This window comes from Streptomyces cyaneofuscatus, from assembly GCF_033109485.1.
In the GTDB taxonomy this organism is placed as follows: Bacteria; Actinomycetota; Actinomycetes; order Streptomycetales; family Streptomycetaceae; genus Streptomyces; species Streptomyces cyaneofuscatus.
Genome location: NZ_CP137002.1, coordinates 4,988,815 through 5,014,796, shown reverse-complemented (window position 1 = coordinate 5,014,796; position 25,982 = coordinate 4,988,815). Strand labels below are relative to the sequence as shown.

The window sequence follows — 25,982 nt, the reverse complement described above, 5'->3', positions numbered from 1 at the left end:
GGAGAAAGCCGAAGGCTCAGAATCTTATGGGCGTCTTCCCCGACCGGGGCCCTTTCATGACTGGCCTTCAGCCCGTTCCGGCGCCGAGCGCACAGTTCTGGCCCTCGCCCCACGCCAGCCTTGTTCGTATGCCCACACACTCCACTCGGGAGACCCCCGGCCATGCCGCACGCGCACCCCGCCCGTACGCCTCACACCGCCCCTATGCCCCTGCCCGCCGACGCCCTGAACCGCCGGATCGAGCTGCTGCGCTCGACGGCCGGGGCCGACCCCCGGATCGAGGGCGTCCTCCTCTACGGCTCCTGGACGCTCGGCGAGGCCGACGCCCACTCGGACCTGGACGCGTGCCTGTACGTACGCGAGGAGGACGTCGACGCCTTCGACGGGCGGGAGTTCGTGGAGCGGCTGGCCCCGCTGAAGCTCGCGTACACGAACATGTACGGCATCCTCGCCGTGGTCTTCGACGACCTGATGCGCGGCGAGTTCCACGTCGAGCCCACCGGCCCCGGCATCGCCGAAATCGCCACCTGGCGCGGCCAGGTCCACTTCCCCCGCCCCGAAGCCGCCGTCCTCCTCGACCGCACCGGCCACCTCACCGCCGCCGCCCGCGAACTGGCCGCCTTCTCCCCGCCGGAGCCGGTGGCCACCGCCCAGCAGCTCACCGACGAACTGGCCAACTGGACCCTGATGCTGGCCCACATCCAGACCCGGGGCGAAACGGCCCGCGCCCACAACCTGCTGCACGCCGTGATCGCCCCGCTCCAACTGAAGCTCTGCCGCCTGCTGCGCCGCTCGACGGCCCACTGGCTCACCCCGAGCCGCGCCCTGGAGACGGACCTGCCGGTGGCGGACGTCGAGCGGTACGCCACGACCGCCGGGCCGCTGACCCCGGAGGCTCTCCGCACGGCGGCGGCGAACAGCTGGCAGTGGAGCCGCGACCTGGCGGCCGAGGCGGCGGACCGGTGGGACACCCGGCTGCCGCTGGGGCTGCACGAGGAGATCGCGGTGGCCCTGTCCCCGGCCGAGTAGGCATGCCTCACGCCGTCAGGGGTTCCCGGCCGTCCGTCAGGTGACGTCTGCGGAGGCGGGTGAAGGCGGTGGGGCTGGGGCGGTGCGGGAGGTACGCCTTGATCCGCTGCGCGCATTCGTGCGGGCTTGCAGTACCGGTGTCGCATTCCAGGTCGTAGTCGCCGTGGGCGTGGACCAGGCCGTACTGGTGCGCCGAAAGGCCCGATGGGCGGTCGCCCCGGGCCAGTTCGCGGCGGGCAAGCTCGTCCAACGGGCAGTGGACGCCGACGAACAGCACGTCCTCGGGCCTTAGCACCGCCAAGCAGTCCAGCAGCCGCCACGGCTCGCTCAGCACATGGTCGACCACGATGTCGTTGCCCGCCTCCGCCATGGCCGCGATCGAGCGGTGGAAGCCCATCCTGGTCCGCCGCAGCGCGGCATCGAGTTCCTCCGCCCCGAGCTCCCGCTTACTGCGCATCGCGTTGAAAGCGTCGACTGCCAGGTGGAAGAAGACGCCGTCGTCCAGGATGTCCAGAAGCTCCCTGGCGATGCTCGACTTCCCTGAGCTGGAGGTGCCGTTGAGGAAAATGATCCGACCGGATGCCACATCGGCATGATCGCACGTTGCCGACGCCGCCCAGGAGATCGCCCTGGGAAGCGCAGGCGTTGGCAGGCGGCCACTCGCCCTCCCGGGCACGCCGGTACGCCCCTGGTCCCGGCGTGGACGTCCGCCGGGACCAGGGGCGCGTTGAGAAAATCTGGAGTTACGACCCCAGGATCGTCGTCAGGAACTCCCCCGTCCACGACAGCAGTTCGCGCCCCACCACCGGCTTGCCGCCGATCTTGCCCGTCGTCGGGCGCGGGACCAGGATCTGGTGGGCGGCCGGCTTGATGATCGTCTTGGGGTGCAGGCGCTTCAGGCGGAGTTCCTGGGATTCGCGCAGCTCCACCGGGGCGAAGCGGATGTTGGAGCCCTGGAGGACGATCTCGCCGACTCCGCAGGCGCGGGCCAGCATGCGGAGGCCCGCGACCAGGAGGAGGTTCTCGACCGGTTCGGGCAGGGGGCCGTAGCGGTCGGTCAGCTCCTCGCGGACCGCGCGGATGTCGTCCTCCGACGTGGCCTGGGCGATCGCTCGGTACGCCTGGAGGCGCAGGCGCTCGCCGGGGGCGTAGTCGTGCGGGACGTGCGCGTCGACGGGGAGCTCGATCTTGACCTCCAGCGGGGGCTCCTCCTCCACGGAGCCGTCCATCTGGGCCCGGTAGTCGGCGACCGCCTCGCCGACCATGCGGATGTACAGGTCGAAGCCGACGCCCGCGATGTGGCCGGACTGCTCGCCGCCCAGCAGGTTGCCCGCGCCGCGGATCTCCAGGTCCTTCATCGCCACGTACATGCCCGCGCCCATCTCCGTGTGCTGGGCGATCGTCGCCAGGCGCTCGTGGGCCGTCTCCGTCAGGGGCTTCTCGGGGGGGTAGAGGAAGTAGGCGTAGCCTCGGTCGCGGCCTCGGCCCACCCGGCCGCGCAGCTGGTGGAGTTGGGAGAGGCCGAAGTTGTCGCCGCGCTCCACGATCAGCGTGTTGGCGTTGGAGATGTCGATGCCGGACTCCACGATCGTCGTGGAGACCAGAACGTCGAACTTCTTCTCCCAGAAGTCCACCACCACCTGTTCCAGGGCCTGTTCGGACATCTGGCCGTGTGCTGTCGCGATCCGCGCCTCCGGGACGATCTCGCGCAGGCGGGCGGCCGCCCGGTCGATGGACTCGACCCGGTTGTGGATGTAGAAGACCTGGCCCTCGCGCAGGAGTTCACGGCGGATCGCCGCGCCGATCTGCTTCTCCTCGTACGGGCCGACGAAGGTCAGCACCGGGTGGCGCTCCTCCGGCGGGGTGGTGATCGTGGACATCTCGCGGATGCCGGTGACCGCCATTTCGAGCGTACGGGGGATGGGCGTCGCGGACATCGTGAGGACGTCCACGTTGGCGCGGAGCTTCTTCAGCTGCTCCTTGTGCTCGACGCCGAACCGCTGCTCCTCGTCCACGATGACCAGGCCCAGGTCCTTGAACTGCGTCTCGGAGGAGAAGAGGCGGTGCGTGCCGATGACCAGGTCGACCGCGCCGTCCTTCAGGCCTGCGAGGGTTGCCTTCGATTCCGTCTCGGACTGGAAGCGGCTCAGGGCGCGGACGTTGACCGGGAATTGGGAGTAGCGCTCCGTGAACGTGCCGTAGTGCTGCTGGACCAGGAGAGTCGTGGGGACCAGCACCGCCACCTGCTTGCCGTCCTGCACCGCCTTGAACGCCGCCCGGACCGCGATCTCCGTCTTGCCGTAGCCGACGTCACCGCAGATCAGCCGGTCCATCGGGACCGTCTTCTCCATGTCCTCCTTGACCTCGGCGATCGTGGAGAGCTGGTCCGGCGTCTCCGCGTACGGGAACGCGTCCTCCAACTCCCGCTGCCACGGGGTGTCGGGGGCGAAGGAGTGGCCGGGGGCCGCCATCCGGGCCGAGTACAGCTTGATCAGGTCGGCGGCGATCTCCTTGACCGCCTTCTTCGCCCGCTGCTTCGTCTTCGTCCAGTCGGCGCCGCCGAGCCGGTGCAGGGTCGGGGCCTCGCCGCCCACGTACTTGGTGACCTGCTCCAGCTGGTCGGTCGGGATGTACAGCCGGTCGCCGGGCTGGCCGCGCTTGGCGGGGGCGTACTCCACCAGCAGGTACTCACGGGTCGCGCCCTGGACCGTGCGCTGCACCATCTCCACGTACCGGCCGACACCGTGCTGCTCGTGGACGATGTAGTCGCCCGCCTCCAGCGTCAGCGGGTCGATCGTCTTCCTGCGGCGGGCCGGCATCCGGCCCAGGTCCTTGGTGGCCGTGCGCTGGCCGGTCAGGTCCGTCTCGGTGAGCACCGCCAGCTTCAGCGCCGGGTCCACGAAGCCCTGGTCGATCGCCCCGCAGGAGACGTGGACCACGGAAGGGGCGATCTCGGTCAGGTCGGGCACGAAGCGGGCCGCGATGCCCTCGCCGCCCAGCACCTCGACCGTACGGGTGGCGAGGCCCTGGCCCTCCGTCACGTACACCGTGCGCCAGCCGTCGGCCAGCCACCCCTTCGTGTCGGCGAGCGCCCGGGCGGTGTCCCCCCGGTACGCCTCCGGGGCGTGCATCGACAGCTTGAGCGTGTCCTCGTCGTGGTCGGCGTCGTCGGCGGCGAACGGGGAGGTCGACCACCACATCATCCCCAGCTCACGGGCCCGGTCCCGGACGTCCGCGATGCTCCGCAGCGAGGCCGCGCCCACGTCGATCGGGGCCTCGCCGCCGCCCGCCGTCGCCGCCCACGACGCCTGGAGGAACTCCTGACTCGTCGCAACCAGGTCGGACGCCCGGGTCCGGACCCGCTCCGGGTCGCAGACCAGCGCCATCGACCCCTTGGGCAGGACGTCGAGCAGCAGCTCCATGTCGTCCACCAGGACAGGGGCCAGCGACTCCATGCCCTCGACCGCGATGCCCTCCGCGATCTTGCCGAGCAGCTCGCCCAGCTCCGGGTGCGCCTCGGCGAGGGCCGCCGCCCGCTCCCGTACCTCGTCGGTCAGCAGCAGCTCACGGCAGGGCGGCGCCCACAGGCCGTGCGCGGCGACCTCCAGGGACCGCTGGTCGGCGATCTTGAAGTACCGGATCTCCTCGACGTCGTCGCCCCAGAACTCCACCCGAAGGGGGTGCTCCTCGGTCGGCGGGAAGACGTCAAGGATCCCGCCCCGTACGGCGAACTCGCCCCGCTTCTCCACCAGCTCCACCCGGGCGTACGCGGCGGCCGCCAGCGCGTCCACCACCTCCCCCAGGTCCGCGCTCTGCCCGCTGGTGAGCGATACCGGCTCCAGCTCGCCGAGCCCCTTGACCTGCGGTTGCAGTACGGAGCGGACCGGCGCGACGACCACCGAGACCGGGCCCGTCTCCGGGTCGTCCGCGCGCGGGTGCGCCAAGCGCCGCAGCACGGCGAGGCGGCGGCCCACGGTGTCCGAGCGGGGCGAGAGGCGCTCGTGCGGCAGGGTCTCCCAGGACGGGAACTCCGCCACCGTGTCCGGCGGCAGCAGCGTCCTCAGCGCGGCGGCAAGGTCCTCGGCCTCCCGGCCCGTCGCGGTGACGGCCAGCACGGTGCGGCCGGTCTGCCGGGCCAGCGCGGCCACGGCGAACGGCCGGGCGCCGGGCGGACCCACCAGGTCGACATGCATGCGGTGGCTGTCGGCGGCAGCCTTCACCGCCTCGGCGATCGCCGGGTCCGTCACGACGACATCCAGCAGACCGTGCAAGCTCATAGGGGCATCCGTCCGGGTCATGAGGTGGTGAGGTGTGGCCGGCAGCCGGCTGCCGCGGCCGGGGGCAACGCGAAGAGCCCGACGCGTGGGACGAGCCGGGGCTTCCAGACTACGACCCACCGCTGACAGTCGCTCCCGCAACCGGGGTGGAGCCGGTGTACCGGGCGGGCCGGGCGGGGAGGCTCCCCAGGTGCCCGTTCGGGCAACCCCGGCGGGTGCGGGCGGTACCGGTCCGGGGCCGTCCGTCGTACCACCGCCACCGCTCACCGCCGGTCACCCGCCGTTCATCTCCGTACGGCACACAGTTCTGTCCGGGGGCCTCACAGGAGTGACCCCAGCGTCTAGTCTGTGGCCGACCATGGCACGAACGGTTTCCGACGGTTCACCGGCGCAGACACGGTTCCACCAGTTCCACCGGCCGCGGCAGCGGGCGGCGACCGGCTCCGCAGGGCGATCCCCCGCGGTGCACGGACTCAAGCGGACACCAGGTATCGGGTATCGGGGGCGTACGTGGGCGAGAACGAGATGGCGGTTTTCGGGGTCTCCGACGCCGAGGAAGAGATCTACCGCCACTTCCTGCGCAACCCCTCCACCGCCGCCGACGACCTCCACCTCCTGCTCCACACCGAGCCAGGGCAGGCCCGCGCCCGGATCGCCCGGCTCCGGGAGCTGGGCCTCCTGCGGGTGGAGGACGACGGCCGCCGGATAGCGCCCGAGGACCCCGAGACCGCCCTCTCCCGCCTGGTCGACCTGCGGCTCCACGCGCTCCACCAGGAGCTGCAGCGCGTCACCCGGTCGCGGCACGTCATTGACGGTCTACGCGCGGAGCAGGGGGCCCGTACGCCGCCTCCGCAGGGCATCGAGCAGCTGGAGGGGCTCACCCAGATCCGCAACCGGATCGACGACCTCGCCTTCTTCGCCCGGGACGAGATCCTCTCCGTGGAGCCGTACACCCGGCTCTCCCCGGAGAACATCGCCCGCTCCAGACCGCTGGACCTGCGCTGCCTCAGACGCGGCGTCCGGATCCGCAACGTCGTCTCCAGCGTCGCCCTCCAGGACCCGCCGACCGCCGCCTATCTGCGGGAGCTGTCCGAGCACGGGGCCTCGATCCGGGTCACGGCGGACACCACCGAACGGCTCCTCGTCTACGACCGCCGCGCCGCCCTCGTCCCGCTGGACCCCCGCGACACCTCCCGGGGCGCGCTGCTCGCCCACCGCAGCGGGCTCGTCTCCAACATCATCGCGCTGTTCGAGAAGATCTGGGACCAGGCCGAGGAGCTGGCCCTGGCAGGCAGTGGGAGCGGCGCGGACCGTGGCGGCCTCTCCGCCATGGAGCGGCGGGTGCTGGTCGCGATGTGCACGGTCGGCAAGGACGAGGCCGGGGCGCGGGAGCTGGGGGTGTCGGTACGGACCTACCGGCGGCATGTCGCCGAGCTGATGCAGACCCTCGGCGCCGCCAGCCGCGCCCAGGCCGCGCTGCTGGCCCGGGAGCGAGGCTGGATCTGACGTCCTGGAGGTGCCGTCGCGCTCAGAACTCCTCCGTCCAGCCCCGCAGCGCCGTGTCCGCCAGGACGCACGAGACCGCCCGCCGCACCGCCGGGGCGTCCGTCGCCCCGGCCAGCTCGATCCGCAGCACCACCCGGTCCTGGCCCACCTCCGGGTGGCAGCACCAGTGGCCGGGGAGCAGCCCCAGGAGCCGTACGACGGTGGTCCAGCCGGTCGGGGCGGCCCGGTCCCGGCGTACGAGGACGACAGCGGCGACCCCGGCCCGTCCGGGCGGACCGGGCGGACCGGGAGGACCCGGCGTCATGATTCGGCCTCCCCGCCGTCTCCCGGTCCCGCGCCCAGCACGTGCCGGGCCGCCGCCGCCAGGGCCGTGATGCCGGCGGGCAGGGCGGTGCGTACGTCGGGGGCGAAGCCTGGGGCGTGGTTCGGGTCCACGGGGGCGCCCCCGGCCCGGGCCGCACGCCACTGGCGTACCCCCGTGGTGCCGAGCAGCCAGTACGCCGTCGGCGCCCCGCCCGCCGCGAAGTGCGGGAAGTCCTCGGTGGCCGTCGAGGGGGCGGCGTCCAGCACCCGGGCCGCGCCGAGGGCCCCCTCATGGGCGCGGCGGACCGCCGCCGTCAGCACCGGGTCGGGCAGCAGGGCGGGCGAGCGGGCCGTCACCGTGAGCTCCGGGTCGCGCGGGGCGCCCGCCGCGGCGGCCTGGGCCCGTACGACGCGGGTCGCGGCGGCCAGCAGGCGGTCGAGCGCGGAGTCGGTGAACGCCCTTGCGGTGAGGGAGAGTTCGGCGGTGTCCGGGGTGATGTTGCCGCGCTCGCCGGCCCGCACCGAACCCACGGTGAGCACGGCCTGTTCGGCGGGGGCGGTCGCGTGGGCCGCCACCGACTGGAGGCCGAGCACGGTGGCGGCGGCCATCAGGACCGGGTCGACGGTGAGGTGCGGGGTGGCCGCGTGGCCGCCCCGGCCGTGGAGGGTGACATCGGCCGCGATGCTGCCCGCCATCAGGGGCGCCCCGCCCGGCGCGTGGGCGACGGTACCGGCGGGGAGCGGGGCCGCGTGCTGGGCGAGGACCGCGTCCGGGGTGCCGAACCGCTCGTACAGGCGGCCGTCCTCCAGCATCGGCCGGGCCCCGCTCAGCGTCTCCTCGGCGGGCTGGCCCACCACGAGGAGCGTGCCGCACCAGCTGTCCCGGTCCGCGGCGAGGAGGGCCACCGCCCCGGTCACCGCCGCGATGTGCAGGTCGTGGCCGCAGGCGTGCATGACCCCGGAGGTGGTGCTCGCGTACGGCAGGCCGGTGGCCTCGGTGACGGGGAGCGCGTCGAGTTCGGTGCGCAGGAGCACGGTGGGGCCGGGGCCGTTGCGCAGCACGCCGACGAGGCCGTGGCCGCCGCCGACCGCTCGGGTGACCGCGAGGCCGTGGCCGGCCAGGCAGGCGGCGAGGAGGTCCGCGGTGCGGTGCTCGTGGCCGGAGAGTTCGGGGTGGGCGTGCAGGTCGAGGTAGAGCGCGAGGGCGGATCTGAGCAGCGGGCGCGGCAGGGGCAGGGGCAGGGCCCCCATGGCCCCCGTTGCCTCTTCGCCCGTCGTCCCTTCGCCCGTCGTCCCTTCGCCCGTCGCCTCTTCGCCCGTCCCTTCGCGCCCGTCGCCGTCGGTGACCTTCGCCGTTCCCGCCGCTGTGACCACTTCGCACCTCATCCCATTTCCCTCGCAACGAGCCTGATCCGTACGGCTGTCAGAGGCCCTGCCGTCCCGCTGTCATCCGGTGCCAGCGAAGTGACAGCGAAAGCGCGGCCGATCTGACAGCGGCCACCCCTCCAATGGGTTCAGGACCCGATGGGTTCAGGACCGGGGACACCGGGCCGGAACCACCGGCCGTCGGCCCCCACGAGACCAGGGAGAACACCATGGCCCCCAAGACCGAGCTCGCCACCCTCGCCGACGAGATCCTGGAGCTGGAGTCGGAGACCTTCGAGATCTCGGACTACTCCGACGCGGTGGAGGTCGTCCTCGCCGGTTCCACGTCCTCCTCCTCGACCTCCACCTGCTCCAGCACCACCAGCACCACCTCCTGCAGCGCCTGACACCCGCTCCCAGGCCGCGCGCGTACGCCGGCCCCCTCCGTCGGTCGGAGGGGGCTGACGTGCGTCCGGCGCGGAGCCGGTCACGGGAACGGGTGCGGGACGGCCTTGATCTCCGCCTCCGGCAGGTCGTCCGCCCGCCGCCCGGCCGCCCGCAGCGCGGTCCGCAGCCGGGGCATGTGCAGGGCCCGCTGCCGGGTCCAGCCGAAGTCCAGCGGCAGCAGGCCCGGGACGGTGGTGGAGACGGTGTGCAGGCCCATCCGGTGCTGCTCGGGGGTCGTCTGGTCGACGGCGATGACGTCGTACCCGGCGCCCGTCAACTGGTCGCGCAGGCACCGCAGATCGTCCATCAGGTCGCCCGTGCGCGGTCGGAGCGGCTGCCAGTCGGCGAACACCTCCTCCAGCGGGAGGACGGCCTCCGGCTCCAGGTACTCGGCCGCGTGCCGCACCATCGACGGCAGCCCGTACAGCTGGGCGTGGTCCTTGAGGTGCAGGACCTTACTGAAGTCCCTTTCCATCGCCTCCAGTTCGGTGCGGCGCTCGGCCACCTGGTAGGGCAGGTGCGGGATGTAGGTGAGGACCTCCGAGAGTGCCGCCTCCACCGTGTCCGCCGGGTCGAATCCGGCCGCCGCGCTGAAGGAGAGCGTGCCGTGGCCGCCGTCGCGCCGGACCGCGAGGGCGGTGACGACGGGGACGGCCAGATCCATGCGCGTATCGAAGGCGTGCACGTCGTAGCCGTGCAGGGCGGCCCGGTCGAGCATCGAGCGGACGGCGGGGGTGGTCGCGGTGGTGAGGTCGATCGCGGTGAGGCGGGCGCGGCCGTACCAGGCGAGCAGGAAGGCATCCCGCTCGACGAGTTCGAGGAGTCCGAAGAGGATCGCCTCCTCCAAACTTCCGCCCGTGGCACAGCCGTTGGAGCACTCGAAGACGAAGTTGTCGGCGTCGACCCCGGCGCTGTAGTGCGCGAGCCGGGCCGGGACGAGGACCGGGCGGTCGTCGCGCAGGGAGTGGCCCCAGACCCAGGGGATCGCGCGGTCCGGGTCGAAGGGGCTGACCAGGGGGTCGGAGGCGTACGTCTCGGGGGCGTAGAAGCCGCAGTCGGCGGGGTTGAGGGCCTGGCCCTGCTCGGCCAGGTTGCGGTAGCTGTCGACGACCGGGGATGTGCCGCGTCGGCGATGGGTGCCCGCGTACCGCTCCAGGCCCTCCAGGTAGGCGAGGGTGCGGCTGGTGGCGTACCGGTTGGCCTGGCCGCTCCAGGTGACGTCGTTGAGACCGGCGTAGCCGCGGACGAAGTGGGTCCCCGCGACCGGGGCCGTAGTGGTGGAGGCGGGGTTGATCCAGGTGTCCGAACCGAGCGCCCCGCACACGGGGTTCGCGAGGGCGGCGGTCGGCAGGGGGTAGGAGTCGAGCGTACGGAGGCGGTAGCCGTCGGGGTCCGGTTTGGGGGTGGGGCCCAGCTCCATCCGGGCGGCCTCCGCCGTGTCGGGGACCTCGGACACGCAGGCGGGGCAGAGGGGTTCGGGGAGCAGCGGGAAGGTGGCCGTGGCGAGGGTGGCCAGGTCGATGCGGGTGACCTGGGGCAGCGCGCGGTCGGCGGGGGTGGCGTCGGGGTTGGCCGTCCCTCCCCCGATGACGGCCTGGTACGTGGCCCACACCGCGTCCACCGCGTAGGCGGTGAGCACCGGCCAGTGCACCGCCCCCCGTGGCTCGTGGCCCAGCTCCAGCGCCTCCCGCTCGGACCGGCTGCGCAACCGCTGCCACCGCATCGCGAGGCACTGCCCGCAGGGGGCGCCGGAGGGCCCGCCGCCCCAGGGGCCGATCAGGGCGGCCCGGGAGGTGAGCTGGACGTTGGCGGCCGGGCGGATGGCCGCGTACGGGTCCGGGTGCCCGAAGCCGAGGGTGTCGGCGGCCCCGAGCGGGACGACGTACGGGACGGGCAGGGAACCACCACAGTGGCGGGCCGACAGTGCGGCCTGGAGCTGCGAACGTGCCGCGTCCAGCGGCGTGGTGGGGTCGGTCGCCGTCGTCATGACTTGTCGCTCCAGCGGAAGGTCTTCAGCGCCACCGCGCCGAGGACGAGGGCGAATCCGGCGAGCACCGCGCAGGCCACGCCGATGTCCGTCAGGGAGCCGCCGCCGGTCAGGGCGCCGGACACCCCGTCGTTGAGGTAGCGCAGCGGCAGGACGCGAGAGAGGTTCTGCATCCACTGCGGCATGGCGTCCAGTGGGAAGAACGAACCGGAGAGGAACGCCATCGGAATCATCAGGCAGTTGGCGACGGCCGCGACCGCCTCCGGGGTCTTCGCGTAGCTGCCGACGATGACGCCCAGCGCGAGGAACGCGGTGATCCCGAGCACCAGTACCGGCAGCGCGAGCGGCCAGCGGCCGTCCAGCTGGAGGCCGAAGGAGGGGAGCAGGGCCACGGCGACGAACAGAACCGCCTGTACGGCTCCGATGGCGAGCGCCAGCACATAGCGGGAGGCGAGCACGGCGGAGACCGGCGTGGGCGTCATCCGGATCAGCCGGAGGATGTCGTCGCGCCGCCACTGCATGAGGACGAAGCCGACGCCGAACACCGCGGCGTTGCCGACGCCCCAGGAGAGCACCCCGGGCGCGATGTAGTTGATGTAGGGCTTGCCGCTCTCCTCGACGGTCTGGCCGTGGAAGATCAGCCCGAAGACGACGAGGAAGATCAGAGGGAAGGCGAAGGTGAAGAAGAGGGTGGTGCGGTCGCGGGTGTAGGCCCGGTATCCGGCCTGGCTCAGCGCGGTGTAGGCGCTCATCGGGTATCTCCGTATCGGTGGTTCGGTGCGAGGGGAGTCGTTCAACGGAGTTACGGCTGCTGAGCTCCCGTGCCGGTCAGCGCCAGGTACACGTCCTCCAGGCTCGCCGTCCTGGTCTGTACGCCCTGGAGCCCGGCGATCTCGTCGACGGCCGCGAGCACCTGGCCCGAGGCGAGGGTCTCCAGCACGATCGAGCCGCCCTCCTCGGTGACCCGCTCCACGCCCGGGATCGCGCGGGCCTGGTCGAGGGTGAGACGGTCGGCCGGGACCAGGAGCCGGGTGGTGGGGCTGGAGGCGGCGATGAGCCGGCCGGGGCTGTCGAGCGCCGCCACCCTGCCGTCCACCATGATCGCCACCCGGTCGCAGAGCGCCTCGGCCTCGTCCAGGTGGTGGGTGGTGTAGACGATGGTGCGGCCGGCGCCCTTGAGGTCGCGGAGCACCTGCCACAGGGAGCGGCGGGCCTGCGGGTCGAGGGCGGCGGTCGGCTCGTCCAGGAAGATCAGCTCGGGGTCGTGGACGAGGGCGGAGGCGATGGCGAGCCGCTGCCGCTGGCCGCCGGAGAGGTCGTCCACCCGGGTCGCGCCCTGCTCGGTGAGGCCGACGGAGGCGAGGGCCCGTTCGGCGGCGGCCGCGTCGCACCGGTAGAGGGCGGCCATGGTGGCCAGGTGTTCGCGGGCGGTCAGCCGGACGAAGAACGCGGAGCTCTGCGTCTGCACGCCGAGCCGGGGCAGCAGGGCGGTGTTGCGCGGCCAGGGGCTCTCGCCCAGGACCGTCACCGTCCCGGAGCCGGCGCGCCGCTGCCCCTCCATGATCTCGACGAGCGTGGTCTTGCCCGCCCCGTTGGGCCCGAGCAGCCCGAAGAACTCCCCGCGCCCGACGGTCAGCGAGACCCCGTCGACGGCCCTGGTCGTGCCGTACGTCTTGTGGACGTCGGTCAGGGCGACGGCGGCGGGGCCGTCGGACGCCCCGGGAGGGGGGTCGTGCGGGGTGTGGGGGGCGGTGGACGTCATGGCACTCTCCTTGAGGGGGAACAAACGGGCCGTCAGCGGGATCAGGCCGTCAGCAGATGATGGGCGCCCGCGGCGACCGCCGCGACCAGAGCGGCGAGAACCAGCACCGTCCCCAACACATAGGCGGGGTAGGCGATACGGGCCCTGCGGGGATACGCGGCCGCCTCCGGGGAGCGGCGCAGCACGAGCCGCAGGTAGCCGCCGGCGGAGGCGGCGAGACCGGTGGCCCCGGCGAGCTGGCTCGCGACCTTGTACCCGTCGAGCGGCGGCAGCGGTACGAGCATCGCGAACGCCTGCACGCTGCCGAGGAGCAGCAGCGCGGCGAGCGCGTCGTGCGTGGCGTCGTCCAGCGGGGCGAAGAGCCAGAGAGCGCAGAACGGGAGCAGGAAGAGCAGGTTCATCACCGCGCCCGCGACCGCTGTGGCGATGCGGTGCCAACGGCTTTCGAGATAGAGGTAGTTGTCGACTGTGCAGTACATGATGACGACGGGCAGCCGCCACCGCAGCCCGATCTCCGCGACCCGCCCGCCGTAGTGCCGGGCCACCACGCCGTGGGCGAGTTCATGGAGGGCGGTGCTCGTCCAGAGCAGGATCGCCGTGCCGGTCAGCAGGACGGGGTTGGCGAACAATTCGCTTACGGCGAGGAGCAGTTCGCCGGACCGGGCGACGACGACCACCTCCATCGCGACGATCAGCAGCAGCAGCGGCACCATCGCCCACGGCGCGAGCAGGAAGCCGACGACCCGGTGGAGACGGGCGGTGGTGGCGTCGGCGTCGGCCACCAGGGGGAGGGTGCCGCGCAGGAGGGTGCGGGACTCCGGCGCGACAACAGGGGCCTCCGGCACGGGCGTTCCGGTCAACAGACCCTTGGTCCCGAGCATCGTGAGGATCTGCTGCCAGTGCGCGTCCCCCAGCCGCCGCCCGTACTCCCCCGCGTACTCCTCCCCGATCTCCGCGAGGCTCCGCGCGCCGTCCATCCGGGCGATGAGGAAGTGCTCCTTCGCCCCGACCTTGAAGGAGTTGCCGGTGTCGGTGTCCTTGATCAGGTGGACGGTGGCGGGCCCGTCGAGGAGAGGGTCGCTGAGCAGGACCCGGGGGCGCAGGGCGGGCCGGTAGGAGGCGAGCGCCCCGGAAGTCCCGGGCGCACTCATACGGACTCCTCGGCGGACTCCTTGAGGACCCGGCCCAGAACATGGCTGAGATACGCCTCGTCCCGGATGGTGACGTGCAGCCGGTTGTTGGTCATATGCAGGTACGGGGAGAGCAGCAGCGGCAGCGCCACCGCCGGGTCGGTAACCTGCTCGTCCCGCTCACCGTCCCACGACCGGAAGACCAGGTCCCCGTCGACGGCCAGCTTCCGCGCCCGGTCCCGGAGTTCGGCGCAGTGCTCGGCCCACCCGGCCAGCGACCCGGGGAGCGAACGCGCGCTGCCGGGCGGGGCGGTGGCGGCCCGGATGCGGGTGAACCGGTCCCGCAGGCCGTCCGCCGTACGGGCGTAGTTCCGGTCGTACTCGTCCGTACCGATGAAGCCGGTGCCGGGGAAGGCGCGGTGCCAGAACGCGTAGTAGCTGTCCAGGTATTCGGTCAGCTCCGCCCGCTCCGGCAGGAACGTCGACGCCATCACCATCATCAGCTGGGCCGAGGTGCCGAGGAGGACCGTGCGCAGGTGGAGGTTCTTGGTGGCGAGCGCGTCGATGACCAGGTCGCTGGAGTGCCGGAAGTGCCACTCGGCCAGCTCGATCCCGGCCGGGCCGCCGTACTTCCCGAACTCCGGCTCGTACGCCTCCCGGTGGCGGGAGTTGTTGGGGCGCAGGTTCATCCGGCCCTGCTCGTCCATGTAGTGGCCGCGCTCGCTGCCGGGGAACTCGATCTCGAAGAGGGTGTTGTAGAAGTCGTTGAGGAACCCGGAGTCGACCTCGTACAGCGCGGGCCGCTCCGCCAGGAACGCGTCCACGGCCTGTTCGGTGCGGCCGGCCACCTCGGGTTCGGCGGCGGGTGAGGACGGCTTGAGGCGGAGGCGTACGTGGGGGCCCTCCAGCCAGTAGTTGATGAAGAAGTACCCGGCGAGCAGCCCGTCCGCCTCCAGCTCCGCCACCAGCGGGCGGACGCAGTGGAGGAGGAAGGGGCGGGGGTTGGCGGCGTAGAAGACGTGGGTGGCCTGCCAGGCGCCGGTCGTCTCCGTCGTAAGCGGCGGCGGTGTCATGGGGTCCTCCTGGGGACGGGTACGGCCGTCTCCACGGCCAGTTCGGCGACATGGCGGCCGTGGCCGGAGACGGTGTGCAGGGCGTCCTCGTCGGGCAGCGCCTCCCGGAACACCACCCGGGCCTCCGGGGTCTTGATCAGGGCCTCGAAGGCCGACAGGGAGAGCGGGCTGTCGAAGTCCAGGTACTGCGGCTTGGCCCCGGTCGCGCCCCGGGCCCCGGAGTCGGACACGGTCGCGAAGACCCGGTCGGGCAGCCCGTGGTCACGCCGGAACGCGTGCCAGTCCAGGAACCAGCCGTCCTCCGTCCTGCTCGTGCCCGGCCGGTCCAGCGGCAGCGCGGTGGCCGGGGCGCTCCAGCTGCGGCGACTGAGGACGAGCGAGCCGTGGCGCACCCGGGGCCGTGTGGTGACCCCGTCCGCGTCCGGCGCGCCCTCCGGGACCCCGGCCCACACGTTGAGCGGGGCCATGGAGGTCGGGGAGAGGAGGAGCAGGGTGCGGGGCAGCTCGGGGAGGGCCAGGGGGACGAGGTAGCCGAGGTAGACGGGGATCACCTCGCGGTCCAGGCGGGCCGAGCGCAGGATTAGCCGGTCGGCCTCCGGGTCGTGGATCAGGTGGAGGTCGTCCAGCGAGATCCTGAACTCCGGTTCCAGCGTGCCGCGTTCGCCGGGGCAGACGATCTCGTACGGGGTCAGCCGGCCGTGCAGGTTGAGGTTGCTGGTGACCGGCCCGCCGGTGACCTCGGCCAGCACCGCCCCCTCGGGCACGATCGCCCCGCCGCCCGCGAAGAGCCGCTCGTCGAGCCCGTCGAAGAGCTGGGTGAACCGGCTGAAGGGGAACGAGACCCCGCCGTAGGACCGGTTCAGGACGACGAGCGGGTCGCCGGGGCGGTCGGCGATCTGGAGGTGGTGGCTCATCGGGGCGAAGTCCGGTGCCAGGCCGCTCAGTTGGGCGGCCACCTCGGCCAGGAACGCCTCGTCCACCCGCACCTCGGCCGCCCCGGGCCCGGCCGCCTCCGCCAGCGCGGCCATGCGGGCGGTGAAGGTGCGGCGGGCGGTGTCGAGGGAGCGGAGGCGGTCCAGGCCGAGCCAGTTCACCTCGGGGACGTAGGTGCCGTCGGCGTCGTACGGGGTGCGGGTGGCGGTGAACGTCATGTACTGGTCGAAGAAGTCCTCGTGGAAGTCGTGGACCAGCTTGAGGAGGTCGTCGCACCGGCCCCCGCGCCCGTACCGCGCGAGGAAGAAGCCGGCGAAGGTGATCCGCTGCGGGAGCGTGAGGTCGAAGGCGGGCAGCACCCGCTCGACGGCCACCAGCGGTCCGGCCGCCAGCTCCTGCCAGGCGACGGGGTCGAACTCCGTGTGCGCGCCCGCCGCCGCGTCCTCGTACAGCAGCGTCTGCGGCACCTTCGCCCGGTCCGCCCCGAGCTCCTCCTCCTGGACCGCCCGCAGCTCCGCCCGCAACGAGCTCAGCAGCTCGCGCCGCTCGTCCGGCGAGGCGTCCGCGAACCGCTCGACGCAGCGGGCGGGTTCCTCCAGCCGGTCCGCGAGCCGGCCGGCCCAGGGGCGCTCCAGGCCCCGCAGCGCACCCTGGAACGCCCGCAGCGGGTCGGTGTCGTGCACCTCGGTCCGCAGGCACGGCACCTGGACCATGCCGATGTCCAGCAGCGCCCCGAGGTACTGCTCGCACTCCTCCCGCGTGGCCCCCTGGTCCCGGGCCAGCCACTCCACCAGGTCCCCGTACCGCAGCCCGCTCCCGCCCCGCTGCTCGCCGCGCTCCCCGCCGCGCTCCTCGAAGAGAGAGAGCAGGCGGTCCAGGGTGCCGCTGCGGCGCAGGAAGAACAGCCGGTCCTTCACCGCGTCGAAGGTGACGGCGGTGTCGTCGTCCCCGGCCGTGACCCACCGCCGCACGTAACGCACCCGGTCGTCGTCGCGGCCCCATCCGGAGGCGGGGGCGACCGGCAGATCGGCGCGCCGGGACGGGTCCGCGATCACGGCGCCGGCGAGGCGGCCCAGCACGACGACGTTGAGCCGGGCCTGCGCCCTCCACTCCTCGTCCACGTGGAGCCGCAGCCCGTCGGAGCCGGTGAGCGAGCCCGGCGCGACCCCGGTGAAGGTGGAGAACGGGCTCGTCTTGCACGCCGTCCGGTACACGTAACTCAGCAGCGACCGCTCGATCTTGCGCTGCCTCTTGTCGGGCCGGGCACCCGGCGGCGGGGCCTGACGGCGGTACGCGTCGAGCTGGGCGTCCAGCGCCGGGGAGGCGAGCAACAGGGCCCGGCGCAGGCGTTCGTGACCGGCGAGTTCGCGCAGGGCCGCGCGGCTGCGGCCGGTCTCGGCGGCGAGCAGTGCCGCCCCCGCCGCACGCCGCTCGTCCAGCGCGCGGCGGCCGGTCAGCCAGTCGGCGAGGGTGGCGGCGGCGGCCGGGTCCCGTTCCCGTACCTGCGCGAGGGCACGGTCGGTCGTATCCGGCGCGGGCAGACGGCCGTTGAAGATGTCGCGGCGCAGTTTCAGCAGGGCGCGGCGCAGGGGTTCGTCGTCGCTGCCGCCGATCAGATCGTGCAGCCGGTCACCGGCCTTCTCCGCGAGCAGCCGCAACTGGGCCGACTCGTCGAGGACTTCGTCCGCCCAGCGGCGGCTCTCGGGGCAGCGCAGCCCTTGCACGCTCTCGACCGGCAGCCCGGCGACCCGGGCCATGAACGCGGGCCGGATCACTGAGGTGTTGGTGTGGTGGCTCATCGTCGGCTCCCCCGCTCAGGCGATCTCGTAGCGGAAGTCGGCCGGCGCGGGCCGTTCGTTGCCGATCATCATGATCAGCAGGGGCGCCTCGCCCGTCCCTTCGAGGCCGAGCTCCTCGATGTAGGAGATGTTGTCGAAGCCCAGCGCGACCCCGCAGCCGAGATCCACGGCGGAGGCGGCGGTGTAGACGGCCTGGGCGACAGCCCCGATGGTGGCGTTGACCAGGCGGTATCCCCGGTCGCCGACCGCGTCCAGGACGGCGGTGGTCCGGACGGTCGGGACGAGCACGGCCCCGGCCTGCTCCAGGTTGTAGTTGGCCAGGAAGTAGTTGCGCTGAAGGAACTCCCCCGGCCGTCCCTCCTTGACCCGGCGCAGGCTCCGCCGCTCGGGGTCGTACGCGTAGGACCCCGGCGCCAGCCCCTCCACATGGCCGACGAACGCGTACAGCTTGGCGAGTCGCACCTCGCCGGTGTCCCCACCGAGCCGCGATCCGGCGACCGCCGCCGACAGGCAGGCCGCCAACTGCGGCCGCGTGACGGGCTGCTGGGCGTCGAAGCGGCCGAAGCTGGAGCGCCGGTCGCGCAGGGCGGTGCGGACGTCGGTCTCCAGCGGCCGGGCCGGGGGCAGCTCGACCTCCGTCGCCGCCGGGTCGACGGGGTGCGCGGCGGCCGGGGCCAGCGCGTCGGGGGCGGGCCGGGCGGTGGCGTCGGCGGAGGTGACGGCCTGCATGCGGAGCAGGGCGTCGAAGGTGAGGACGGTACGGGAGCGCTCGACGTCCTTGCGGCGGACGGCGGCAGGAGCAGCGGCGGAACCGTCCGAACCAGGCGCGTATCCAGCCCACTTCAGTGGGACGACCGCGAAGATCCCCTCCTCCTGCGGGTCGGCCCCGAGCAGGGCCGCGAGCCGCTGCTCGTCGAACCAGAGCGCGGGCTCGACGGCCAGGCCCCGGGCCGCCGCCCACATCCGCCAGGTCTGGAGGCAGGCGCCGAGGTCCATGGAGACGGCGTGGAAGGAAAAGCTGTTGTACTTGAAGGAGTTCTGCCAGAACTTGATGGAGAGCACCAGATACTGGTCGGTCGCCGGGCCCGGCGCGCCCTCCCCGAGCGCGGCACGCACCTCGCCGGACACATCGCCGGTGAGCAGCCGCTGCATGGCGTGGTGGCGGGTGGAGTAGTAGTGGACGCCCGGCGGTACGGGGCCGCTCGGCCCGGAGATCCAGTGGACGCCGACCGGGTACAGCCCGCCTCCGGAGGCCGAGCCGCGCGACCAGTTGGCCAGCGGGTAGAAGGGCAGAGCGCTCAGGTCGGTGTTGGCCTGGACGCCCAGGCGGCGGCCGGTGAGCCCGTAGGAGTCCCGGAGCATGCCGGAGAGGATGCGGAGGTCGAACTCGCCTTTTCCCGAGGCCCCTTCGGTGCACAGACCCCGGTCGAGCGTGGCGTCGGCGGGGTAGGGGGCGTGGGGCAGCGGGAAGCTGTCGGCGCCCGGGTAGAACTTGGCCTTGCGGGGCCCGTCCTGCCAGTTCGGTACAAAATCCGCGGGGTCCATCGGGACCCGGCCGCGGTGCATGATCGCGGCGGCGTATTCATGGGCGTATCCCATGGCGAGCTCCTTGGTCACGGCAGGAGAGAGGAGGGAGAGACCGGTCATGGGAACGGGTGCGGGGCCGGGTTGAGGTCGGCGTCGGTGAGGTCCGCCGTACGCAGCCCCGCCTCGCGCAGCGCGGTGCGCAGCCGGGGCATGTGCAGGGCCCGCTGCCGGCTCCAGCCGAAGTCGATCGGCAGCAGGCCGGGCACGAGGACGCTCACCGTGGTGAGCCCGAGGGCGCGCTGCTCGGGCATGGTCTGGTCGACCACGACGACGTCGAACCCGGCGCTCGTGACGGCGTCCACGCACCGCTGGAGGTCCTCGCGCAGATCGTCGGAGACCGGGAGGACCGGCCGGGTGCCGGGCCCATCCCCGTACAACTCGTCGAAGGAGAAAGCCGGTTGACGTACGGATCCGGGCGCGCCGAGCAGGAAGTCCGCGTGGTCGCCCATCTCCGGGATGCCGTAGGCGAGGGGGTGGTCATGGAGAGCGGCCACCTTGTCGAAGTCGTACGCCATCGCCCGCAGCCGCCCTTCGTCCCGCTCGGTGCGGCCCTGGAGGTTGACGGCGTCGGTGGCGATCTCGCAGAGCGCCCCCGCGAGTGCTGCCTCCGGGTCGAGTCCGGCGCCCGCGCCGAAGCACATCCGGCCCGGGCCGCCGTCGGGTCGGACGGCGACCCCGGTGACGACGGGGATCGGGAAGGAGATCCGGGTGTCGAAGAACCGGGCCTCGTAGCCGTACATCTCCAGCCGGTCCACCATCTGCCGGGTGGCCGGGCGGCGGCTGGTGCGCGGGTCGATCTCGGGCAGGGCGGCCCGTCCGTACCAGGAGAGCAGGAACGCGTCCCGCTCCACCACCTCCATCAGCCCGAAGTAGACGGCCTCCTCCAACGCACCGCCCGAGGCACAGCCGTTGGAGCTCTCCTGCACGAACCGGTTCTCCAGCCCGGGCGCGTGGTAGTACGTGAGCACCTCCGGCACCAGGACCGTCCGCTCGTCCCGCAGCGACCAGCCCCGCACCCACGGGATCTCCCGGTCCGAAGTGAAGGGCAAAACAAGGGGGTTGGCGGCGTGGAAGGCGTCGGAGTAGAGCCCGACGGTCCGGGGGTCCACCGCCGCCCGGCCCTCCGCCCGCAGCCCGTCCAGGCTCGCGTGGACCTGGGCGCGCTTGGCCCGCGACCGCATGCCCGCGTACCGCTCCAGGCCTTCCAGCACCCCGATCCGCACACTCTCGGCGAAGGTGTCGGCGTGGCCGCCCCAGAACGTCTCGCGGAGGTAGGGCCCCGAGCGCATCGAGAAGCAGCCGATGGTGGCGGAGGTGGAGGTGGACGAGACGTCCTGGACGACGGAGGGGCCGAGGGAGCCGCAGACCGGGTTGGCGTACGGCTCGACGGGGAGTTCGTACGAGCCGATGTCCCGGACCCGGAAGCTGCCCGGCCGCAGCTTGGGCGCGGGCTTCAGGGTGAGGGTGGCGGCCGCGTCGGTGTCGGGCTCGGGGGTGGAGCAGACCGGGCACTCGGGGTCCGGGACGAGCGGGTAGTGGCGTACGGCCAGGGTCTGGAGGTCGACCAGGTGGACGGCGGGGAAGGCCCCCGTCTCCGGTCCGCCGCCGTCCAGCCGGGCGGCGATGAGCCCGGCGAGCGTCTCCGCCGCGAAGGGCGTGACGTACGGGGACGGGCCCGCCGCCCGGGTGCCGTCGCCGAGCTCCAGCGCCTCGCGCAGCGCGACCGAGCGCACGGCCTGCCAGCGGCGCTCCAGGCAGCGGGCGCAGGGCAGTTGCCGGGTGTCTCCGGAGGCCGGGAGGGGGCCGACGACGGCGTGGCGGCCGTAGTAGCGGACGGGGACGGCGGGGGCTGAAGGCCTGTCCTCAGACCTGTCAGCCCTGAACGCGTCGCGTACGCCCAGGGGTTGGACGTCCACGGGTGCGGTGGCGGACTGCGCCCGGTCGTGCCGGGCCAGCCCTGCCGACAGCAGCTCCGCGAGCAGGTCGGTGGAGTCCGCCAGGACGTCCGTCCGGGTCTCAACGGGCATCGGGGCCGCCCTCGCCGTCCACCGTCAGCAGCACCCGGGCCGTGGCGATGGAGCCCGACGGCAGGTCCGCCGGGGTCGTCCCCACATACACGGCGTCGCGCCCGGCGGACCGCAGCCGCTCCAGCACGGCGTCGAACGACGTCTCCGGCCCGTCCACCGCCACGGGCGCCCCGCCCACCGCGATCGCCGCCGGGGCCAGGTCCCCCAGCAGCGGGTCACCGAGGTCGACCACCGCGCCCGGGTCCTCGGCGGCGAGCTGGACCTGACCGAGCAGGTCGCGCAGGGCGGAGGCGGCCGCCGTACGCCGGGAGAGCCCGGCACCGACCGCCCAACGGCCGTGCGCGGAAGGCCCGTCGGCCTCGCGAGCCAGGACCACGTAAGCCGAGGTGCGATCCGCCTCCCCCAGGTCCAGCAGCTCCACCGCGATGTCCAGGTTGGCGGCGGACTTCAGCAGGAACAGCAGCTCCGGGTCCGTCCCGCCGCCCCCGGGTGAGCCCGCCTCGGCCGCGACCGGGCTCACCCGGGTGGTGCCCCGCACCGCCCGTACCAGCGCGTCGTGCGCCAGCGCCGACAGCAGCCCCAGCCCCGCCGACTCCGCCGCACTGCCGCCCGCCCCGGAACCGGCCCGGCTCGCCAGGTGCGCCCGGTCGCGGTTGTGCGGGCCGAAGGGGCGCAGGGCCGCCGCCGGGACGCGTACGGGCTCCTTGGTGATCAGGGAGGCGGCCGTGATCCAGGCGGTGGGCTCGGCACCGGTACCGCCTCCGGTGGTGAGGGCGGCGGGGCGGAGGGCGCGTACGGGGTCGTCCTGTACGGCACCTGCGAGCGGCACGACATGGTCCACGTACACCTCAGCCGCCGCGTACAGCGCCCGCAGCCGCGCCCCCGCCAGATGGTGCACGTCGAACGCGGCGATCCGGCGCCGCACCCCGCCCCCGAGCGCCACCTCCACCCGGCTGAGCTTCAGCGGGGTCTGGGTCAGCTCCTCGTCGTCGTACCGGCGGAAGATCCCGGTGTACGGGCGCACCAGCGCCGTACTGACCCGGTTCAACTCCTCGACCAGCCCCTCCGCGTCCCGGGCCGTCTCCACGGTCGGGGTGACGGGCAGCGCGAGGGCGCCCGGCAGCGCGGGGGCGGGCTCGCGCGCGTCCAGGGCGGCGCAGCGGGCGCACCGGGGGTGGGGCTGGACCGGTTCGGCCATCACGTCGAGCGATTCCAGGTCCTGGACGAGGACCTGGCCGTCCGTCTCGGCGGGCAGGGCGCCGGTGGTGAGGCGGAAGATCTCGTAGCCGATGAGGTTGCCGACCATCGCCGCGACCGGGCCGGACAGGGCGTCGCCGGAGGCCGGTACGGCTCCCGCCGCCTCGCTCCACAGCGCCTCGGCGGCCCCCGCGTCGACGTTGCCGCCGAGGCGCAGCAGGGCGCAGGACCAGCAGCCGGTGGAGGCGGCGGTGGAGAGCGGGCCGACGATCAGCCGGCGGCCGAAGAGCCAGGCGGGGATGAGCGTCACGCCTTCGGGGACCCCGGCGGCCAGCAGCCGGTGGGTGCGGGCCCCGGCGCCGGAACCGGTGACCACGACGATGTCGTACCCGTCCAGACCCGGCCAGCCCGCGTCCGTACCGGCTCCGACCGTCTCGATCTGGGCGCCGGCCCCGGCGGCCTCGGCGGCGATGTCGTCGTGGGCGGTGGCGTGGGCGGAGGTCGTGCCGATGCGGGCGCAGCCGTTGCGCAGCAGGCTCAGCACGCACCAGCGGGCGGTCTCGTCGTCGCCGAGGACGGCGACGCGGGTGGTGCGGTAGCGGGCGAAGCGGGCGGGGGCGTCGTCGGTGTAGTGGTCGACGTAGGCGATCTGGGCGGCGAAGCGCTCGGCGATCTCCGGGCTCAGCCCGTCGTCCCCGGCGGTGTCCGGGTCCGTCGCCGGGATGTCACGGGCGAAACCGCGCGCGTACAGCGTCTTGACCAGCTCGGCGGCCATCGCCCGCTGCCCCGGGCCGAATCCGGCGCACAGCTCGTCCAGCCGGTGGTGTCCGGTGAGGTGGGGGACGACGAGGGAGGCGAAGCGGTAGGCGGTGCGGCCGGTGAGGTGGAAGCCGCCGTCGGCGTTGTGGAAGAGCACCCCGCCGGGGGTCTCGGTGAACAGGACGTCCCGGCGGATGCGCGGGCGGGTCCCGGCGAGCGCGTCGAAGGCTCCGGTTCCGCTTCCGGTGGCGGCGGGGGCGGACCCGGTGGGTGCGGCGGCGGGGGCGGGTGCGGGGGCGGCGCTCTCGGCCATGGGGATCACACCTTCTCTGTGCGGCGGTTGCGGATCCGGACGGTTCTTCGGAGGTGGGCGCGGAGCAGGTCATGGATGCGGTACGGGCCCGGCGGCCCGTCCTCCAGGAGCCCGGCGTCGGCGAGCTGTTCCAGGACGTCTTCGGGCACGGGCGGGTGGTTCCGCTTACCGTCCGTTTTGATGGCCTCGCCCAGCAGCTCCGGCGGGCCGGCGCCGATACGGAGGAGCGCCTCCGACAGCCGGGGGTCGAGGCGGTCGAGCGCGCGGTCGAAGAGGCCGCTCACCGAGTGGTCCGGGGCGTCGGTCAGGGTGAGCCGGGCCAGCGGGTCGTCGCCGAGCCAGTCGACGGCGTCGCCGAGCCGCAGCCCGGGGCGGGTCAGCAGGCGGGCGGTGAGGATGCGCAGGGCGGCCGGGAAGTGGCCGCAGAGCGCGGTGAGTTGCCGGGCCGCGCGGGGTTCGGCCTCCACCCGTTCCGTACCGAGGGCGGCGAGCAGCAGCGCGTACGACTCCGCCTCCGTGAAGGCGGTGAGCCGGTGCACCCAGCCGCCGTGGGTGGCGATGAGGCCGCCGAGCCCCATCCGGCTGGTGACGACGACGGCGAGGTCCGGCGGTGTGAGCAGCGGGCGGACCTGGTCGGCGTCGACCACGTCGTCCAGGACCAGCAGGGCGCGCTCACCCGCCCGTGCGGGCCCCAGGGCGGCTCCCACTTCGGCGGCGACCTCGTCCGCCGTGCGGGGGCGGCCGTCCGCCCGGGTCATCCGGACGAGCAGCCGGCCGGCCGGGAAGCTGTCCCGCACGAGGTGGGCGACGTGCTGGGCGAGGGCGGACTTGCCGATGCCAGGGGCACCCGAGACCAGGACGGTGAGGGGCCGTTGGCCGTCGGCGCCCGGGGGCGGCGGTGCGGTGAGCCGGGCGGCCATGGCGGCGGCCTCCGCCTCGCGGCCGGTGAAGTGCGGGACGGCGGGGACGGGACCGGCTTTGGGGGCGGCGGCCGGGAGAGGGACGGCCGCACCCTGGATGACCCGCGAGGTGGCCCCCGGGCCCGGGGCGGGGGCAGAGGCAGGGGCGGGCGCGGGTTCCACGGCGGCACGCACTGCTCCACCGGCCCCCAGGTCCTCACCGCGCAGGATGGACAGCTCCAGCTGCCGTAAGGACGGCGAGGGGTCCACGCCCAGCTCGTCCAGCAGGAAGCCCTTGACCCTGCGGTACTCGGCAAGGGCCTGGGACTGGCGTCCGGTGCGGTAGAGGGCCTCGATGAGCTGCTCGTGGAACCGTTCGTGCCCCGGATATACGCGCGTAGCGGTCCACAGGTCGACCAGTGCCTCGCCGCAGCGCCCGAGCCCCAGCAGCAGATCGCAGACCCGCTCGACCGCGCGGAGCCGCTCCTCGGAGAGCCGGGGCACCTCGTCCCGGTGCAGGACGTCGGACCGTACGTTGGCGAGGAGGGAGCCCTGCCAGAGCGAGAGGGCGTCCTTGAGCGTGTAGAGCTCCGCCTCCGGATCACCTGCGAGGGCTGTTGCCCGGCGCACCTGGTCGCGGAAGCCGAGGAGGTCCAGGGTGGGGGGACCGGCGGTGATCCGGTAGCCGCCGGGGACCGCCTCGATGGACGTACCGGTGACCCCGTGCTTGGTGAAGAGCCGCCGCAGCCGCAGGACGCAGGTCTGGAGGGCGGCCCTGGCGGTGGCGGGCTGGTCCTCGCCCCACACCGCCCGCTGCAAGTAGTCAGCGGAGACTGGGAAGTTGGCGTGCAGGAGGAGCGCGGCGAGCAGGATGACCGGCTTGGAGGGCTGGAGGACGACGACGTCCGGGCCGTCCGCGAGGGCCAGCGGCCCCAGGAGCTGGAAGCGCATCACGATCGACGCCTCCGAGTCCGAGTCCGAGCCCGGCAGGGTCGGCAGGGTCGGCAGGACACCTCCTAGTCCCAGCCGTTGACCAGCTTGCACACCCGGACGGGCACGGAGTCCGGCGGGAGGTGGCCGATGACCCCCGCCAGTTCCGTACAGACCAGCCGGGTGACGTGCTCGGGCACACCGTTCGGCACGGTGTACGTCGCGGGGGTGGCCGGGGCGGTCCGCTGGGGGGCGGCGGCCGCTGCGGGGCCGGCCAGCAGGGTGACGGCGGCGAGGGCGATTCCGGTGGCGAGGGCGGCGGCAGCGGTGCGGGGTGAGCGGCGCGGCTTCGGGTGGGGCGAAGTCCTGTACACGTTGTCCCCTTTCGGCGGTGGGGGTCCATGCCGGGGCGTCCCGGTTTCCTACCGGGGTGTCCCGGTTCCATGTCCGGGGGTGTCCCGGTAGGGACGACGATGCCAGCGCGGAACGGGGACGCAGAGGTGCAGCCGTGTCAGCTTGCTGCACACGGCAGCGGCCGCCCGTGCAACAAGCTGTCAGGGCCCGCCGTGACCGGCGGGCCCTGTCGGGGAAGCGGGTGGGGCAGGGGCGGAGAACGGACTCGGCCCCGGGGTGTTTGGAGGAACGCCCCGGGACCTGCC

General features: G+C 73.4%; 18 protein-coding genes. 3 read left to right on the top strand and 15 right to left on the bottom strand.

What is annotated here, in order from left to right; genetic code table 11:
• Nucleotides 1-204 precede the first annotated feature (204 nt).
• Nucleotides 205-1,029 carry a nucleotidyltransferase domain-containing protein gene (locus tag R2B67_RS22140; RefSeq protein WP_317820490.1) on the top strand — a complete coding sequence of 275 codons (825 nt, stop codon included), beginning with the start codon at nucleotides 205-207 and terminating at the stop codon, nucleotides 1,027-1,029.
• Nucleotides 1,030-1,036: 7 nt separating this feature from the next.
• On the opposite strand, the gene R2B67_RS22135 is transcribed toward R2B67_RS22140, so the two are convergent.
• Nucleotides 1,037-1,615, bottom strand: a complete 579-nt coding sequence (locus R2B67_RS22135) for a chloramphenicol phosphotransferase CPT family protein (RefSeq protein ID WP_317820488.1) — start codon at nucleotides 1,613-1,615, stop codon at nucleotides 1,037-1,039.
• A gap of 157 nt (nucleotides 1,616-1,772) precedes the next feature.
• Nucleotides 1,773-5,306 (bottom strand): transcription-repair coupling factor, encoded by a 3,534-nt coding sequence (mfd, locus tag R2B67_RS22130; RefSeq protein WP_317820487.1) that lies wholly within the window; start codon nucleotides 5,304-5,306, stop codon nucleotides 1,773-1,775.
• A 510-nt stretch (nucleotides 5,307-5,816) separates the two neighbouring features.
• Here mfd and R2B67_RS22125 point away from each other — a divergent pair.
• A complete protein-coding gene (locus R2B67_RS22125; RefSeq protein ID WP_317820485.1) occupies nucleotides 5,817-6,812 on the top strand; it encodes a helix-turn-helix transcriptional regulator in 996 nt (331 codons plus the stop codon).
• A gap of 22 nt (nucleotides 6,813-6,834) precedes the next feature.
• Here R2B67_RS22125 and R2B67_RS22120 read toward each other — a convergent pair whose 3' ends face one another.
• Nucleotides 6,835-7,116 carry a hypothetical protein gene (locus R2B67_RS22120; protein ID WP_317820483.1) on the bottom strand — a complete coding sequence of 94 codons (282 nt, stop codon included), beginning with the start codon at nucleotides 7,114-7,116 and terminating at the stop codon, nucleotides 6,835-6,837.
• Nucleotides 7,113-8,366: an amidohydrolase gene (locus R2B67_RS22115; RefSeq protein WP_317824932.1), complete on the bottom strand. Its 1,254-nt coding sequence runs from the start codon at nucleotides 8,364-8,366 to the stop codon at nucleotides 7,113-7,115. The genes R2B67_RS22120 and R2B67_RS22115 overlap by 4 nt, the downstream gene beginning before the upstream one ends.
• 344 nt (nucleotides 8,367-8,710) lie before the next feature.
• Here R2B67_RS22115 and R2B67_RS22110 point away from each other — a divergent pair, with 344 nt between their 5' ends.
• A complete protein-coding gene (locus R2B67_RS22110; protein ID WP_018515646.1) occupies nucleotides 8,711-8,887 on the top strand; it encodes a thiazolylpeptide-type bacteriocin in 177 nt (58 codons plus the stop codon).
• Between the two features lie 80 nt (nucleotides 8,888-8,967).
• Here R2B67_RS22110 and R2B67_RS22105 read toward each other — a convergent pair whose 3' ends face one another.
• From R2B67_RS22105 to R2B67_RS22055, 11 genes are all read right to left on the bottom strand, one after another.
• Nucleotides 8,968-10,914, bottom strand: coding sequence for a TOMM precursor leader peptide-binding protein (locus R2B67_RS22105; protein ID WP_317820480.1), 1,947 nt, complete (start codon nucleotides 10,912-10,914; stop codon nucleotides 8,968-8,970).
• Entirely contained in the window at nucleotides 10,911-11,666 is a 756-nt protein-coding gene (locus tag R2B67_RS22100) for an ABC transporter permease (RefSeq protein ID WP_317820478.1), read from the bottom strand. Before R2B67_RS22100 ends, R2B67_RS22105 begins: the two co-directional genes overlap by 4 nt.
• A 50-nt stretch (nucleotides 11,667-11,716) precedes the next feature.
• Nucleotides 11,717-12,676 carry an ABC transporter ATP-binding protein gene (locus tag R2B67_RS22095; protein ID WP_317820477.1) on the bottom strand — a complete coding sequence of 320 codons (960 nt, stop codon included), beginning with the start codon at nucleotides 12,674-12,676 and terminating at the stop codon, nucleotides 11,717-11,719.
• A gap of 41 nt (nucleotides 12,677-12,717) precedes the next feature.
• Nucleotides 12,718-13,827, bottom strand: a complete 1,110-nt coding sequence (locus R2B67_RS22090; RefSeq protein WP_317820476.1) for a site-2 protease family protein — start codon at nucleotides 13,825-13,827, stop codon at nucleotides 12,718-12,720.
• The gene (locus R2B67_RS22085; protein WP_317820475.1) at nucleotides 13,824-14,879 is read right to left on the bottom strand and encodes a lantibiotic dehydratase C-terminal domain-containing protein; all 1,056 of its coding nucleotides are present in this window, start codon (nucleotides 14,877-14,879) and stop codon (nucleotides 13,824-13,826) included. Before R2B67_RS22085 ends, R2B67_RS22090 begins: the two co-directional genes overlap by 4 nt.
• Nucleotides 14,876-17,611: a lantibiotic dehydratase gene (locus R2B67_RS22080; RefSeq protein ID WP_317820474.1), complete on the bottom strand. Its 2,736-nt coding sequence runs from the start codon at nucleotides 17,609-17,611 to the stop codon at nucleotides 14,876-14,878. The genes R2B67_RS22085 and R2B67_RS22080 overlap by 4 nt, the downstream gene beginning before the upstream one ends.
• A 15-nt stretch (nucleotides 17,612-17,626) precedes the next feature.
• Nucleotides 17,627-19,210 carry a nitroreductase family protein gene (locus R2B67_RS22075; RefSeq protein ID WP_317820472.1) on the bottom strand — a complete coding sequence of 528 codons (1,584 nt, stop codon included), beginning with the start codon at nucleotides 19,208-19,210 and terminating at the stop codon, nucleotides 17,627-17,629.
• Nucleotides 19,211-19,254: 44 nt separating this feature from the next.
• Nucleotides 19,255-21,225, bottom strand: coding sequence for a TOMM precursor leader peptide-binding protein (locus tag R2B67_RS22070; RefSeq protein WP_317820470.1), 1,971 nt, complete (start codon nucleotides 21,223-21,225; stop codon nucleotides 19,255-19,257).
• Nucleotides 21,215-23,494 carry a TOMM precursor leader peptide-binding protein gene (locus R2B67_RS22065; protein ID WP_317820466.1) on the bottom strand — a complete coding sequence of 760 codons (2,280 nt, stop codon included), beginning with the start codon at nucleotides 23,492-23,494 and terminating at the stop codon, nucleotides 21,215-21,217. Before R2B67_RS22065 ends, R2B67_RS22070 begins: the two co-directional genes overlap by 11 nt.
• A gap of 5 nt (nucleotides 23,495-23,499) precedes the next feature.
• Complete coding sequence (locus tag R2B67_RS22060) at nucleotides 23,500-25,344, bottom strand: AfsR/SARP family transcriptional regulator (protein ID WP_317820464.1); 1,845 nt, start codon at nucleotides 25,342-25,344, stop codon at nucleotides 23,500-23,502.
• A 65-nt stretch (nucleotides 25,345-25,409) separates the two neighbouring features.
• Nucleotides 25,410-25,697, bottom strand: coding sequence for a hypothetical protein (locus R2B67_RS22055; RefSeq protein WP_317820463.1), 288 nt, complete (start codon nucleotides 25,695-25,697; stop codon nucleotides 25,410-25,412).
• Nucleotides 25,698-25,982: the final 285 nt, after the last annotated feature.

Bases quoted from the DNA above. Each gene is read 5' to 3' on its own strand.
- R2B67_RS22080 (WP_317820474.1), bottom strand. From the start codon at position 17,611: ATGAGCCACCACACCAACACCTCAGTGATCCGGCCCGCGTTCATGGCC.
- R2B67_RS22140 (WP_317820490.1), top strand. From the start codon at position 205: ATGCCCCTGCCCGCCGACGCCCTGAACCGCCGGATCGAGCTGCTGCGC.
- R2B67_RS22105 (WP_317820480.1), bottom strand. From the start codon at position 10,914: ATGACGACGGCGACCGACCCCACCACGCCGCTGGACGCGGCACGTTCG.
- mfd (WP_317820487.1), bottom strand. From the start codon at position 5,306: ATGAGCTTGCACGGTCTGCTGGATGTCGTCGTGACGGACCCGGCGATC.
- R2B67_RS22120 (WP_317820483.1), bottom strand. From the start codon at position 7,116: ATGACGCCGGGTCCTCCCGGTCCGCCCGGTCCGCCCGGACGGGCCGGG.
- R2B67_RS22075 (WP_317820472.1), bottom strand. From the start codon at position 19,210: ATGGGATACGCCCATGAATACGCCGCCGCGATCATGCACCGCGGCCGG.
- R2B67_RS22090 (WP_317820476.1), bottom strand. From the start codon at position 13,827: ATGAGTGCGCCCGGGACTTCCGGGGCGCTCGCCTCCTACCGGCCCGCC.
- R2B67_RS22110 (WP_018515646.1), top strand. From the start codon at position 8,711: ATGGCCCCCAAGACCGAGCTCGCCACCCTCGCCGACGAGATCCTGGAG.
- R2B67_RS22085 (WP_317820475.1), bottom strand. From the start codon at position 14,879: ATGACACCGCCGCCGCTTACGACGGAGACGACCGGCGCCTGGCAGGCC.
- R2B67_RS22070 (WP_317820470.1), bottom strand. From the start codon at position 21,225: ATGCCCGTTGAGACCCGGACGGACGTCCTGGCGGACTCCACCGACCTG.
- R2B67_RS22095 (WP_317820477.1), bottom strand. From the start codon at position 12,676: ATGACGTCCACCGCCCCCCACACCCCGCACGACCCCCCTCCCGGGGCG.
- R2B67_RS22100 (WP_317820478.1), bottom strand. From the start codon at position 11,666: ATGAGCGCCTACACCGCGCTGAGCCAGGCCGGATACCGGGCCTACACC.
- R2B67_RS22065 (WP_317820466.1), bottom strand. From the start codon at position 23,494: ATGGCCGAGAGCGCCGCCCCCGCACCCGCCCCCGCCGCCGCACCCACC.
- R2B67_RS22115 (WP_317824932.1), bottom strand. From the start codon at position 8,366: ATGGGGGCCCTGCCCCTGCCCCTGCCGCGCCCGCTGCTCAGATCCGCC.
- R2B67_RS22060 (WP_317820464.1), bottom strand. From the start codon at position 25,344: ATGCGCTTCCAGCTCCTGGGGCCGCTGGCCCTCGCGGACGGCCCGGAC.